Source organism: Limnothrix sp. FACHB-406, from assembly GCF_014698235.1.
GTDB lineage: Bacteria > Cyanobacteriota > Cyanobacteriia > CACIAM-69d > CACIAM-69d > CACIAM-69d.
On record NZ_JACJSP010000006.1, the window covers coordinates 93558 to 105763 of the forward strand.

Annotated in this window: 12 protein-coding genes; 6 read left to right on the top strand and 6 right to left on the bottom strand. The window is 55.0% G+C overall.

Annotated elements, in window-relative coordinates; all coding sequences use genetic code 11:
* The first annotated feature begins 73 nt into the window (after window positions 1-73).
* Window positions 74-334, top strand: a complete 261-nt coding sequence (locus H6G53_RS08180) for a Mo-dependent nitrogenase C-terminal domain-containing protein (RefSeq protein WP_190527583.1) — start codon at window positions 74-76, stop codon at window positions 332-334.
* Between the two features lie 116 nt (window positions 335-450).
* Here the strand turns inward: H6G53_RS08180 and H6G53_RS08185 are convergent, their stop codons facing one another.
* The 5 genes from H6G53_RS08185 to H6G53_RS08205 all read right to left on the bottom strand — a co-directional run bounded on the left by H6G53_RS08185 (window position 451) and on the right by H6G53_RS08205 (window position 3693).
* On the bottom strand, window positions 451-1152 hold the full coding sequence (locus H6G53_RS08185; protein WP_099532532.1) for a diacylglycerol/polyprenol kinase family protein: 702 nt from the start codon (window positions 1150-1152) through the stop codon (window positions 451-453).
* Between the two features lie 117 nt (window positions 1153-1269).
* On the bottom strand, window positions 1270-2283 hold the full coding sequence (locus tag H6G53_RS08190) for a hypothetical protein (RefSeq protein ID WP_199309180.1): 1014 nt from the start codon (window positions 2281-2283) through the stop codon (window positions 1270-1272).
* A gap of 154 nt (window positions 2284-2437) precedes the next feature.
* Window positions 2438-2947: a transposase gene (locus H6G53_RS08195; protein WP_190531941.1), complete on the bottom strand. Its 510-nt coding sequence runs from the start codon at window positions 2945-2947 to the stop codon at window positions 2438-2440.
* Window positions 2935-3300 carry an IS630 transposase-related protein gene (locus H6G53_RS08200; protein WP_190526237.1) on the bottom strand — a complete coding sequence of 122 codons (366 nt, stop codon included), beginning with the start codon at window positions 3298-3300 and terminating at the stop codon, window positions 2935-2937. The genes H6G53_RS08195 and H6G53_RS08200 overlap by 13 nt, the downstream gene beginning before the upstream one ends.
* A gap of 156 nt (window positions 3301-3456) precedes the next feature.
* Window positions 3457-3693 carry a photosystem II protein, Psb35-related gene (locus H6G53_RS08205; protein ID WP_099532531.1) on the bottom strand — a complete coding sequence of 79 codons (237 nt, stop codon included), beginning with the start codon at window positions 3691-3693 and terminating at the stop codon, window positions 3457-3459.
* Between the two features lie 90 nt (window positions 3694-3783).
* Here H6G53_RS08205 and H6G53_RS08210 point away from each other — a divergent pair, with 90 nt between their 5' ends.
* Window positions 3784-3951 carry a hypothetical protein gene (locus tag H6G53_RS08210; RefSeq protein ID WP_190531943.1) on the top strand — a complete coding sequence of 56 codons (168 nt, stop codon included), beginning with the start codon at window positions 3784-3786 and terminating at the stop codon, window positions 3949-3951.
* Window positions 3952-4028: 77 nt separating this feature from the next.
* On the opposite strand, the gene glgA is transcribed toward H6G53_RS08210, so the two are convergent.
* Window positions 4029-5480 (bottom strand): glycogen synthase GlgA, encoded by a 1452-nt coding sequence (glgA, locus tag H6G53_RS08215; protein ID WP_099532530.1) that lies wholly within the window; start codon window positions 5478-5480, stop codon window positions 4029-4031.
* Between the two features lie 477 nt (window positions 5481-5957).
* Here glgA and H6G53_RS08220 point away from each other — a divergent pair, with 477 nt between their 5' ends.
* The 4 genes from H6G53_RS08220 to mnmG all read left to right on the top strand — a co-directional run bounded on the left by H6G53_RS08220 (window position 5958) and on the right by mnmG (window position 11973).
* The gene (locus H6G53_RS08220) at window positions 5958-6914 is read left to right on the top strand and encodes an RNA polymerase sigma factor, RpoD/SigA family (protein ID WP_099532528.1); all 957 of its coding nucleotides are present in this window, start codon (window positions 5958-5960) and stop codon (window positions 6912-6914) included.
* 329 nt (window positions 6915-7243) lie between these two features.
* Window positions 7244-8206, top strand: a complete 963-nt coding sequence (locus H6G53_RS08225) for a glycosyltransferase family A protein (RefSeq protein ID WP_190531945.1) — start codon at window positions 7244-7246, stop codon at window positions 8204-8206.
* A gap of 779 nt (window positions 8207-8985) precedes the next feature.
* Window positions 8986-9867 (top strand): CPBP family intramembrane glutamic endopeptidase, encoded by an 882-nt coding sequence (locus tag H6G53_RS08230; RefSeq protein WP_190531947.1) that lies wholly within the window; start codon window positions 8986-8988, stop codon window positions 9865-9867.
* A gap of 174 nt (window positions 9868-10041) precedes the next feature.
* Window positions 10042-11973 (top strand): tRNA uridine-5-carboxymethylaminomethyl(34) synthesis enzyme MnmG, encoded by a 1932-nt coding sequence (gene mnmG, locus H6G53_RS08235; protein ID WP_190531949.1) that lies wholly within the window; start codon window positions 10042-10044, stop codon window positions 11971-11973.
* Window positions 11974-12206: the final 233 nt, after the last annotated feature.

Below are 12206 nucleotides of genomic sequence, written 5' to 3' on the forward strand. Positions count from 1 at the left end.
ATCCAAACTCGGTGTGCCCCCTCTGCAATCACGACGCTTCAGCGTCACTTGTTAGCTTTCTTCAACTTTCCAGATGTTCCAACTTCTCCAATTCCTTCGTGACAGCATCGATCGCATTGAAATCCGCGATCGGGAAATGGCCCTTTTGATCTATCGCCTCATCCCCAGCCAATGCCCCTTTGCTCGGGACGTGAAGTTGTTTGGGCGCTTGTTGTTTCGGATTCCGCCCCTGTGCAAGCTGAACCCGCTCTATGAACAGTTGATGGGGCTGCGATTCCGCGCCACTTGCTATTTGGTTGACCAATGCGGCATAGATCTGCTGGCTTTGGGTTAACCAACGCTGGGCTAATCATGGTTGACCAATGCGGCATGGATCTGCTGGCTTTGGGTTAACCAACGCTGGGCTAATCAACGGTTCACCAACTAACCAGCGCACCAACTAGCCAACAATCAAAGCCAGAGCCGATCGCCCAACAGGGCAATCACGCTGCTCGCAATGGGCACGGTGAGGTTGTCGATTCCCCACTTGGAGAAGGCTTCCAACCCCGTTGCCAACCCGGCAATTCCCAGGGCGATCGCCCCAGCCGGCCAACTGAACCCTTGGGTGCTAAACAAAATACTGGCGGCCACCAGAAAACTAACGATGGCCATGGTGGCACTACCTTCCCAACTTTTGGTGATGCCGCCTAATTGATATGGATGGCGGCCAAACCGCTGCCCCACCAAGGCCGCCAACCCATCACCCCAGGCCATGACCAAAATGCCCAACGCTGCATATTGGGGGCGATCGGCTGGCCAGCAAAGGGCAATGACAAGACCAATGCTGATGGCATAAAACAGCGTGCCCAAACTCCGGCGACCCACGCCGTTCACGCTGGGGAGCAGGGGTAGGTGATAGGACAGCCAGGCCCCCAAGGCGGCCAACAGAGAAGCCGCGATCCCCACCCAGGCCGGAATTTGCAACCACCAGGCCAAGAGCAACACATGGCCGGTGCTGATATGTACCACTTTGCGCCCCACTTCGGGCCCCGCAACCTGGCGGCGATAGAGCCATTCGGCGGTGAAGATGGTGGCTCCCAACCAGGCGGCCACTAGGGCGATCGACCCCAGCAAAGAGGGTGTGAGGTTGAGGTGAGGATCAAGAAAAGACATGGGAGTTGCAACGCAGCCGAACCCGATCCACTCTAGCCTGGATTGCGGCGCTCCCGATTTCCCCAACTGGGAGCTGCGAATTAACCAGCCGCGTGGTCAGCTTCGCTCGCAACTCAGCTAGCGGCGACGGCCACTGCTGCCAAAACCACTGCGCCGACTGGAAGATCCCGAGCTACGCGATCGCTCCCGCGCGGAAGAACCGGACGATCGAAAGGTGCTGCTGCCAAAGCCGGCCCCGGTCGATCGGCTGCCATCGCGGCTTGGGGAACGAGTGGCGCTGGACGGCGTGGCGGTTGTGGTGGAGTCAGGGGTTGTGCTGGGCGTTGCGGCCGGAGATGAACCACTGGTGTTGGAACCAAAGCCGCTCGATCGGGAAGTGGGGCTGGGGCTAGGGCTGCGGGTGGGGCTGTTTGCTGGCGAAGGTCGCAAATTTTGGGTGGTGCGGAAGTTGCGATTTTGCACGGGCGCTGGGGGAGCGTTGTAGCGCTGTTGGTATTGCCCGGCGGCCTGTTCATAGGTTCCGCCATAGCCGCCAAATCCCGTCAGCACCGATCCCGATCGATAGGGCGGCGGCACGTAGTAGTAGGGCTGATAAAAGTCGAGGTCAATTTCCAACTCCCCACCGCGCTGCATCGGTTGCCAGTAGGTGGGTTGCAGTCCCGCCTGTTGCACTTGGGTCGGTTCACCGCTCAACATTTCAATTTTGAAAGTGGGCAGCAGATGCAACACCGGAGAACTCGTGGGGCTGCTGACGGCCAGATAGCTGGTTTTGCCCGCTTTGGCTTCAGCTTCCGGAATCTGAGCCATTTGCAAGTTGCTGATCCGGTAGGGACTCATCCCCGGCGGCGCATTCAGCAACATGAGGGTATATTCCCCGGTGCTGTTGTTGTAGCTGGCCTGTTGCACAGGATAGTTACCCGCCACCGCAGGCGCAGCGGCCCTTTGGTTAACGATGCCATTGTTCGTCGAGCTGTTGGCATTGTTGGCATTGTTGGCGGAACCACCGCAGGCCGCCACACCCCCCCCCAGGGCGATCGCCAAAGCCAGCACAGCGAAACGCCGGAGGGCCACCGATCGCGATCGAGACCAAGCGGGAGCCAAAGAGTCTGCCAACAACCGATGAGAAACCATAGCAACCACATCAATCAACCATCATGACTCTACAAAACTTTCGGGATGGCCAGCAATGGCAGAAATGAGTGATGACCGATGGCCGGCTATTGCGGCCAGACGAGTCCTGATCGCCCCACCGCCCGATCGCTTCCCGATCGGCCAAGGATTATAGTCATTTCAAATAAGAACGAGACAGTCTACCCGCTTGGGGCTGGTACGATGCCACCAGCTCATCCAGGGATGTCTCGTCTGACTCATAGGCTCGCTTCTTCTTGAGGGCCGCAAAATCCCCTTCAATCGGATTGAAGTCCGGAGAATAAGGCGGCAGAAACAACACTCGATGACCGGCCTGCTCCATTAACTCCGTTACCCTGTGGGGTCGATGAAACGCCGCATTGTCCAGGACTAAAACCGAGGGTTGAAGCAGCGACGGAATTAACTGTTCGCTTAACCACTGCTCAAACAATTGCGCTGTCACTGAACCTGGAAACAACAACGGCGCTAACCACTCTTGGCGAGTTCGAGCGGCCAGCAGGTTTTCTCTTGGACGACGCTCGCCACTCCGCTCTCCATAGACGGGCACCCCTCGGGGTGACCAGCCGTACAAACAAGGGGCATCTGGCTCAAATCCGCTTTCGTCGCAGTAGACAATCGACCAGCCGGCCTGTTTTAGCGCCCGCAACTGACGGAGGTAGAGCTGGCGTTGGTGCGGGCAGCGTTGTCGATAGCGAAGCTGTTTTTTTTACAAGTCACCTTCAGTTGCTTGAGTCGATAGCTGATCGCGCTGGGACAAACCCCAAATTCAGCAGCTCGGTCTCGCAGGCGGGCATCAGGGTAACGTCGCACATGGTCGAGGAGCTTTTTGGGATCGAGTTTTCGAGTCCGAATCTTGGGTAGGGGCTTGGGGGTTGGATTCTCTAACCAGCGGTACAGAGTGGCTCGACTCACCTGGAAGGTGCGACTAGCGGTTGTGGGAGGCATTCCCTGCGCAACCGCAGCCAAGACTCGTTGTCTGAGGTCTTTGCTGTAGGTCATGCTGTCTCATTCCTAATTGAACATACTATAAAAACAGCAAAACAGCAAAACGACGGCTCAGCACAAAGACTGAAGCCGTCGAGAGAGGAGAAAAGAAATGAGACGATTAACGCGGCTGAAATTCAGCTAAAGGCTTTTGCAGTTCAAAACCTGCCCCTACTGTTGGGTCACCTGCTTGCTGGTATACGCATCCATGGCGTAGGCATAGGCGGGGCGGCGCTTGCCGTAATCGATCGAGGAACCCGTGATCGCTTGGGCCAGGGTTTCAAATTCTTGGGAATTCCAGTTGCGCGAGTGGATCGGTTTGGTCTGCTCGCCCAGGAAATAGGCTTGGGTTCCGAGGACGACGGCTGCGAGCCAGCCGATCGCGAACAGTGCGATGAGTAAAACCATGACAACCTCTCGGGGTGATCGCAACGCTTTGTTGCCTTATGTAAATAAATGTAACAACATGTTTACGATCTGTCAAGCAAATCCCTCGGGATGGTTTTCCTCGCGTTGCCTCACCGTGCCCAACGTCGGCTAATCCCGCCCATTCAAGGGTTTCTGGTGACGGTAATGGCCGGGTTTGATCCCTCCAAAGTCCGGTTTTTTGCCCCGAGCCACCCAAGACAGCCCATCAAAAAGCGATCGGCCATGGCCGATCGCTGAGGAACAAAAGCCCGGATTCTGAGAATCTGGCTCAAATTGTTAAAGAACGTTGCAAGCCTGGGAGGCAGCATCAGCCCCTAGGACAAGGCCGCCTCTAGGCGATCGTGGGCGGCCGGTTCCGCCACGGGCGTTAGGATCCCCAGTTCCGATTCGGGGATTCCCAGCAGGTTGCCGTAAAGCTTCACGTATTCGATCGCGGATTTTTCCCAACTGAAATCTTGGCCCATAGCCCGCTGCTGCAACTTGAGCCATTCCGCCTTGAACCGGAAGGCTTCCGAAGCCCGCACCATGCAGGTAAACAAATCCAGCGGTTCATAGCGATCGAAACAATAGCCCGTGCCCGCTTGGCCCACGGGATCGTTATGTTGCACTGTGTCCACCAGGCCGCCGGTTCGCCGCACGATCGGGATGCAACCATAGCGCATGGCCAGCATTTGACTGATTCCGCAAGGCTCAAACCGCGACGGCATCAGGAACGCATCGCACCCGGCATAAATCCGGCGGGAAAGGGCATCGTTGTATAGCAAAAAGACTGAAACGCGGCCAGGATGGCGGGCCGCCAGTTCCCACATCTGGGTTTCATAGTAGCGATCGCCCGTTCCTAGCAGCACAAACTGCGAATCGGTGTAGGCCAAGAAGCGATCGATCGTTTGCATGATCAGATCCACCCCTTTTTGTTCCACCAACCGCGACACCATCCCCACCAGGAACGTGTTGGCATTGATCTCTAGGCCCATCTCCTCTTGCAGGGCCACCTTGTTCAACCGGCGATTCTCGATCGTCTCGGCCGTGAACGGTTTGACCAAAGCGCGATCGGTGGCTGGGTCGTAAACCTCCGTGTCAATCCCATTCACAATTCCCGACAGCTTGCCGCTAATCCAAGACATCAACCCCTCCAACTGCTCGCCATAGGTGGGGGTTTGGATTTGGTGGGCATAGGTGGGCGACACCGTGGTGACCCGATCGGCATATTGCACCGCCGCCGCCAAGGTGTTGTGGCCCTGCATATACCAAGGACACCAGGTCATTTGCTCCAATTTCCAGCGCCAAGGCCCTTGGTAAGCCAGGTTGTGAATCGTAAAGACCGTCGAGATGTCCGGCGATTGGTGCATCCAAACCGGAATCATGCCCGTGTGCCAATCGTGGCAGTGAATAATCTGAGGTTTCCAATAGTTCCAGGCAAATTCCGAGGCGGCATTGGCAAACAGGGTAAACCGCCAATCCTCGTCATCCCCAGAATAGATACGCCGCGGCCAAAATGCCGGATGCCCCATTAGGTATAGGGGAACATCGGTTCCCGGCAGGGTTGTTTCATAGACGGCAAACCGCTGAAACATGGCATCGCTCCACCAAATTGGCTCCTTGGGCGCGTCCACTAACTTGTCAGCGATGAAGCCATAGAACGGCATAAAGATCCGCACGTCGTGGCCCATGGCCCGCAACACCTTGGGCAACGCACCAACCACATCGCCCATGCCACCCACCTTGGCCAGGGGAGCTACTTCAGCGGAAACAAACAGGATTCTCATGGGGCGATCGCTTCTATATAGAGATCAGATGCTATGCAGGGCTGTAACTGTTTTACCAGCGGTTCGGTGTTTTGGGAGTGCTTATTGCTGCCGATCCCCACCGATCCCCTGAAGCCGATCGCCCCGTGGGGCCCCATCAGGCAGTCACGAATTTTGCAAACCGGGTTTTGTGCGCCCATCCATCTTGCTTATTGCGAAAATCAGCACATTTTTGCCCGATCTCAGCCGCTGGTTTCCCCGATCGCCCTGGTTTTGTCAAACCCTGGCCAGCCGCACAATGACGGGCAATTCAGGATTTTGTGATTCAAGATGCAGACCACCTCGCCAAAGGTGGGTATTCTAAAATTAGAGAACGCAATGATTTCGAGTTTTGATATTTCTTTACTAATTTGCCGTCAAAACCGCAAAACGACTTCAAAATTCGTTACTATAGAGTTTCCTCAGTTGCCCAGCGGTCGTTCGCGGAGCCGAACTGCCATGAAAAAAGACCCCACAGCTACGGATCTCGTTCGCGCCTACCTTCGTGAAATTGGTCGCGTTCCCCTGCTCACCCACGAGCAAGAAATCGTCTTGGGCAAGCAGGTACAACGCCTCAACGTTCTGCAAGAGGAAAAAGACAAGCTGACCCTGCGCCTGGGCTATGAACCCGGCTTGGCGGAATGGGCAGCGGCAATCGGTTTGAGCCTAGATGAGCTGAAAGCCGCCATTCGCGAGGGCGATCGCGCCAAACGCAAAATGGTGGAAGCAAACCTGCGCCTCGTGGTGTCCGTTGCCAAGAAATACATCAAGCGAAATGTGGACCTTCTGGATCTGATCCAAGAGGGCACGATCGGGATGCAGCGCGGCGTTGAGAAGTTTGACCCCACCAAGGGCTATCGGTTCAGTACCTATGCCTATTGGTGGATCCGTCAGGCCATCACTCGGGCGATCGCGGAAAAGGGGCGCACCATCCGCCTCCCGATCCACATCACCGAGAAACTGAACAAAATCAAAAAAGCCCAGCGCACCCTGTCGCAACAACTGGGCCGCAGCGCCACCATCGCCGAGTTGGGCGACGAAATTGGCCTCTCTCCCAAGCAAATCCGGGATTACCTGGAACGGGCCCGCCAGCCCCTATCGTTGGATTTGCGAGTGGGTGACAACCAAGACACGGAACTTGGTGAGCTGCTCGAAGACGAAGGGCCCTCCCCAGAGGAATTCGCCACCCAGTCTTCCCTGCGCGGCGACATTGAAACCATCATGGCCGACTTGACCCCCCAACAGCGGGAAGTGCTTTCTCTGCGCTTTGGGTTAAGTGACGGTCAGGCGCTCACGTTGGCCAAAATTGGTGATCGCCTGCAAATTAGCCGCGAGCGCGTCCGCCAAATTGAACGCGAAGCTCTCACCAAGCTCCGCAAACACAAGGCAGACATCCGTGAATACCTAGCCAGTTAAGGATTTGGTGCTCATTTGTTGCTGAACTTCTGTTGCTGAACTTAAGTTCGTTTTTTAATCGACCATTTATATTACTATATTACGCTGGGTCAATTTGATCCGGCGTATTTTTTGGCTTTATAGGGAACGGGGCGATCGACTGCCCCGGGGGACTTGGCGTGGAGCGAAATCCGGAGGAAATATAAAATCTTCATGAGTTTTTCACAATCCAAATCGCTATTATGAAGTGTTGATGAAGAGACTAGGCGAAAAAAGGTCTCAAAATCTATGATTGGGATCAAGCGGTACTTAACCAAATGTTCTTCTACGTCTTCATTTGGTGACTCTTCATGAAATTCTCAGTTGTTATCCCCTGCTATAACGCCGAACAATGGATCAATCAGGCTTTGCAAAGCATTGCCGAACAAACCATTCCAGCTAGCGAAGTCATTGTGGTTGATGATGGTTCTACCGATCGCTCGATCGAGTGCCTCCGTCGTAGCCCAGTACCAACCAAAATTTTGCGCACACCCAATCTGGGCCCCGGAGGAGCCAGAAATGCAGGAATTGCCGCCGCCACTGGTGATTGGGTTGCTTTTTTAGATGCCGATGATTGGTGGAAACCAAACCACTTAGAACGCATTCAAGACTTAGTTGGCAACTCGGACGATGTGCTTTATTTGGCCGCCGCTGAGCACTATTCCATCAGTGCCGATCGAGTGGTTTCCATGTCCGATACGGGCCCATTTTCAGAGCCAACGGGGCAACTAGATCACGCCACTTATTTCCAGCTTTATCGCAAGCATGGCATCTTGGAACTGTCGAGTTTGGCCGCCCGTCGATCGCACCTGCAAGCCGTTGGTGGGTTTGATGAAAAAGCATCCGGTGCAGAGGATTTAGAATTGGTTTTGCGGGTCATTCATGGCCAAACCTGGGCTTACGATCCCGTGCCTTCCAGCCTGTATCGATGCAGCAATCCTGCCAGCTACTCCCGCACTGCCCATGCCAACGAACAGCGCTTAACCGCTAAGTTTCGGGTCTTTTTGAAGCACCGCGATCACTATCAAATCAGCCAATCAATCTTCATGGAGCTGGGCAAAACCATGATGAGCAAGGCAATTATGAGCGGTGATTGGCAAATGCAACAGCGGGTTAAAGAGTTGGTTTATTACTACCTGTCAACTCCCCAAAAAGCTGTTTTCTCGATCGCTGGACAGTTACCCACCTTCTATAGCCTATTGAATCAACTGCGCAATCAACTGAAAGGAGAGCAGTACCGACCTCGCAAGGTGTTGAACCCGGTCAGTGCTTAATCTCTTCAACGTTGCTTCCTAGGCTTTCATACCATTGCATTGCTCTTGATTGGGGCCACTCCATTTCAGCCCCAATTTCAGAGCCTGCTAAAAGCGGTTCACAGCTAGCTGTCAATCGAGTTCTGTACTTTCATCTTTCATAGAACCGGAGCATTCAATTTGTTCTGGTTCTATTTTGTTTTTTCTTTCATTCTTCGATTTTTCCTATATCTCTGATTGATTTCTATCTTTTGAAGATGAATAGTAGCTCCGCTGAAGTTGACTTTCTGGCAATCCAGATGACCATGCCACAGATAGGCCACTTAAACATCGCCAGACTTCGTTTGATCAGTCTCGATCACAAAGAAACTGCCTAATTTTCCTGATTAGTGGCGTGAGAAATTGAGCAAATTGCCGCATGATTGCCACATAATCGATCTCCGTCAAATCCGGTGAGGTCGTCTTGGCCTCGTCTTGGCTGGCAGGAGGTCTGAAAAACCAAAACTGCTACCCTGTGGATCGCCTCGATCGACGCAGACCGGGGGCTGAAGCTCCTCGAACCCGGGACTCTTGGCGCTTTGCCAGTCCCCCAAGTGACTTCTCAGGCATCTTCATTTAGGTCTAAATTGACCTGTTGATGAACCCTGAGTTGACCCTGATTTGGCTCTCAGTTAGTTCTGAGTTAGTTCTAAACTGACCCATTGGAACCGCAGCCCTCAGCTTCAGCCACCCGCACCAGCCTGAGTGCGCCGTGCCGTTGACTGCGTTAGTCCTGCCACGACGGAGAAACTGTAGCGCTCATGTTCGATCGCCTCTTGGCCCAAGCTCCCAAGCTCGCGGCCTATCCCCTGCCCTTGCGGATTGCCAGCTTCATCGGTGTGTTGTTGGTGTTGTGGTTGCCGGTGGCGGCCCTCACCTGCTGGCCCCTGGTGCTGTCCCTGGGTTGGAGCCACAACCTCACCAACCTGATGGCGGTGTTGACCTTATATTTGGCCATTCTGACCACCCTGTGGCTGTGGGGGCGACGGGTGCGCGGTCAGCAACGGCCGCTCTCCGCCTATGGTTGGTCTTGGAACCGGGGCATGGTGCAGGATTTGGCGATGGGCGTGGCGATCGCGATCGGGAGTTTTGCCCTGCTCCATGGTCTCTATTACCTGTTGGGTTGGTTTTGGTGGGAAATGCCGCCTAATCAGTCCTGGTTAACCATTTGGCTGAATGGCATCCTCAACGGCGTGGGGATTGCGTTCCTCGAAGAGCTGTTTTTTCGAGGTTGGTTTTTGGCAGAATTTCGCCACTCCATGCCCCGGAAACAAGCGGCCATTTGGACGAGCGCAATTTTTGCGACCCTGCATTTTTTGAAGCCTTTGGATGCGGTTTTGGCCACTTGGCCCCAATGGCCGGGCCTGTGGTTGCTGGGAATGACCATGGTGCAGGCGCGGGCCTTGGGGCGGGCCCAACCGGGCAGTTTGGGTTGGTCGATCGGGATGCATGGCGGTTGGGTTTGCACCATTACTGTTCTGAGCCTCAGTGGCATGGGGCACTACAACCCGGCCGTGCCCGCTTGGCTCACGGGCATTGGTGGCAACCCATTGGCCAGTGTGTCGGGGTTGGGATTCATGGCGATCGTGTTTGGGCTATTGCGCTGGCGATCGCACCGGCAATCCATGCCCCCCATCCACTAAAAATTGCTTAGAAAATCCGTCGAAAAGTGCCTGGGAATCTAATTGAGATCTCATCAAGATTTGGTCGCCATCTGATCGCCTGAATGATCCTCTGATCAGCCCCATGGCGAATCCAAGACCTCAGCCAAATGTGTCAAAATTCCTGTACGCCTTGATTTGCGCCCCAAATTTCCCATGACTGTCGCCGCTCTCGATCGCCCCGTTCAACCCGATTTCCAAGACGACTTCGATGTGATTGTCGTGGGAGCCGGCCATGCGGGCTGCGAGGCGGCCTTGGCGGCGGCCCGGCTCGGTTGCAAAACCCTGCTGATTACCCTGAATTTGGACAAAATTGCCTGGCAGCCTTGCAACCCAGCCGTGGGCGGCCCGGCCAAGTCGCAGCTTGTCCATGAAGCTGATGCATTGGGCGGTGAAATTGGCAAAATCGCCGATCGCACCTATCTGCAAAAGCGGGTATTGAACGCCTCCCGCGGCCCAGCGGTTTGGGCGCTGCGGGCCCAAACGGACAAGCGCGAATATGCCGCCGAAATGAAACAGGTGGTGGAAAATCAGCCCAACTTGATGATCCGGGAGGCGATGGTCACGGATCTGATTTTGGGAAACAACGACGAAATCATCGGCGTAGAAACCTATTTTGGCGTGGCGTTCCGCTGTCGATCGGTGGTGCTGACCACGGGCACGTTCCTGGGCGGGATCATCTGGGTCGGCAACAAGTCGATGCCCGCCGGTCGCGCCGGGGAATTCGCCGCCGTGGGGCTGACGGACACCCTGAAACGGCTGGGCTTCGAGACCGATCGCCTGAAAACCGGCACGCCCGCCCGGGTCGATCGGCGATCGGTGGACTTCAGCAAAATGGAACCCCAACCGCCCGACCCCGATAACCGCTGGTTTAGCTTCGACCCGGCAGCTCACATTGAGCGGGAGCAAATGAATTGCTATTTGACCCGCACCACCGCCGAAACCCATCGCCTAATCCAAGAAAATCTGCATTTGTCGCCGGTCTATGGCGGCTGGGTCGATGCCAAGGGCCCGCGCTATTGCCCCAGCATTGAAGACAAAATCGTGCGTTTTGCCGACAAGGAATCGCACCAAATTTTCATTGAACCGGAAGGGCGAGAAATCCCGGAACTCTACATTCAAGGCTTTTCAACGGGCTTGCCGGAACGCTTGCAAATTGCCATGTTGCGATCGCTGCCGGGGCTGGAAAACTGCACGATGTTGCGCCCAGCCTACGCGGTGGAATATGACTACTTACCCGCCACCCAGTGCTATCCCACGATGATGACCAAAACCGTGGAAGGGCTGTTTTGTGCGGGACAAATTAACGGCACCACGGGTTACGAAGAAGCAGCCGCCCAAGGGTTAGTGGCGGGCATCAACGCAGCTCGGTTGGCACAACAAAAACCGCTCGTAATTTTGCCGCGCGAAAGCAGTTATATTGGCACGCTGCTCGATGATTTGTGCACGAAAGAATTGCGCGAACCCTATCGAATGCTGACCTCGCGATCAGAATATCGGCTGTTGTTGCGATCGGACAATGCCGATCGCCGGTTAACGCCTTTGGGTCGCGAAATTGGCTTGATTGACGATCGCCGCTGGGATCTGTTCCAAACCAAACAGGCGAATATTGCCGCTGAACAGGAACGGCTGCAAACCTCGCGGGTTAAGGAAAACGACCCGTCAGCTCCGGCGATCGTGGCGGCCACAGGCGGCCCGATCAAAGGCTCCGTAACCCTGGCGGAATTGCTGAAGCGGCCGGGCTTCCACTACGAACAATTGGCGGAGTTTGGGTTAGGCAATCCCGACCTCGATCGCACCGAAACGGAAGGAGCAGAAATCGAAATCAAATATTCCGGTTACATCCAGCGGCAACAACGACAAATCGAGGCGATCGCCCGCCAAGAAAATCGCCGCCTACCGGAAAATTTGGATTACCAGGCGATCGACACGCTCTCGAAGGAATCGCGGGAAAAACTGGCAAAGGTGCGTCCCCTCACGGTGGGGCAAGCCTCGCGAATCGGCGGCGTGAACCCGGCGGATATCAACGCGCTGTTGATCTATTTGGAACTGCGCGATCGACAACCGGCTACTACAATCACAGCTTAGTGACCGGAGTAAACTTAGAAGGTTAGCGTTGGGTTGAGGCACGAAACCCAACCTACTAAATACTGAGATACTACGGATGACTGGTAGGGCTGATACATGATCATCAATTGGATACAGAAAATTGCATCATGGGTGCAAAGTTTTTGGAATCAGTTGGACGAACCAACGAAACGCAAAATTATTGACGCAATCGTGAAAGAGTTCGGAGAACTACTTCGTGCATTCTATCGAAA

Bases quoted from the DNA above. Each gene is read 5' to 3' on its own strand.
- H6G53_RS08180 (WP_190527583.1), top strand. From the start codon at position 74: ATGTTCCAACTTCTCCAATTCCTTCGTGACAGCATCGATCGCATTGAA.
- H6G53_RS08185 (WP_099532532.1), bottom strand. From the start codon at position 1,152: ATGTCTTTTCTTGATCCTCACCTCAACCTCACACCCTCTTTGCTGGGG.
- H6G53_RS08190 (WP_199309180.1), bottom strand. From the start codon at position 2,283: ATGGTTTCTCATCGGTTGTTGGCAGACTCTTTGGCTCCCGCTTGGTCT.
- H6G53_RS08200 (WP_190526237.1), bottom strand. From the start codon at position 3,300: ATGACCTACAGCAAAGACCTCAGACAACGAGTCTTGGCTGCGGTTGCG.
- H6G53_RS08205 (WP_099532531.1), bottom strand. From the start codon at position 3,693: ATGGTTTTACTCATCGCACTGTTCGCGATCGGCTGGCTCGCAGCCGTC.
- H6G53_RS08210 (WP_190531943.1), top strand. From the start codon at position 3,784: ATGGTTTTCCTCGCGTTGCCTCACCGTGCCCAACGTCGGCTAATCCCG.
- glgA (WP_099532530.1), bottom strand. From the start codon at position 5,480: ATGAGAATCCTGTTTGTTTCCGCTGAAGTAGCTCCCCTGGCCAAGGTG.
- H6G53_RS08220 (WP_099532528.1), top strand. From the start codon at position 5,958: ATGAAAAAAGACCCCACAGCTACGGATCTCGTTCGCGCCTACCTTCGT.
- H6G53_RS08225 (WP_190531945.1), top strand. From the start codon at position 7,244: ATGAAATTCTCAGTTGTTATCCCCTGCTATAACGCCGAACAATGGATC.
- H6G53_RS08230 (WP_190531947.1), top strand. From the start codon at position 8,986: ATGTTCGATCGCCTCTTGGCCCAAGCTCCCAAGCTCGCGGCCTATCCC.
- mnmG (WP_190531949.1), top strand. From the start codon at position 10,042: ATGACTGTCGCCGCTCTCGATCGCCCCGTTCAACCCGATTTCCAAGAC.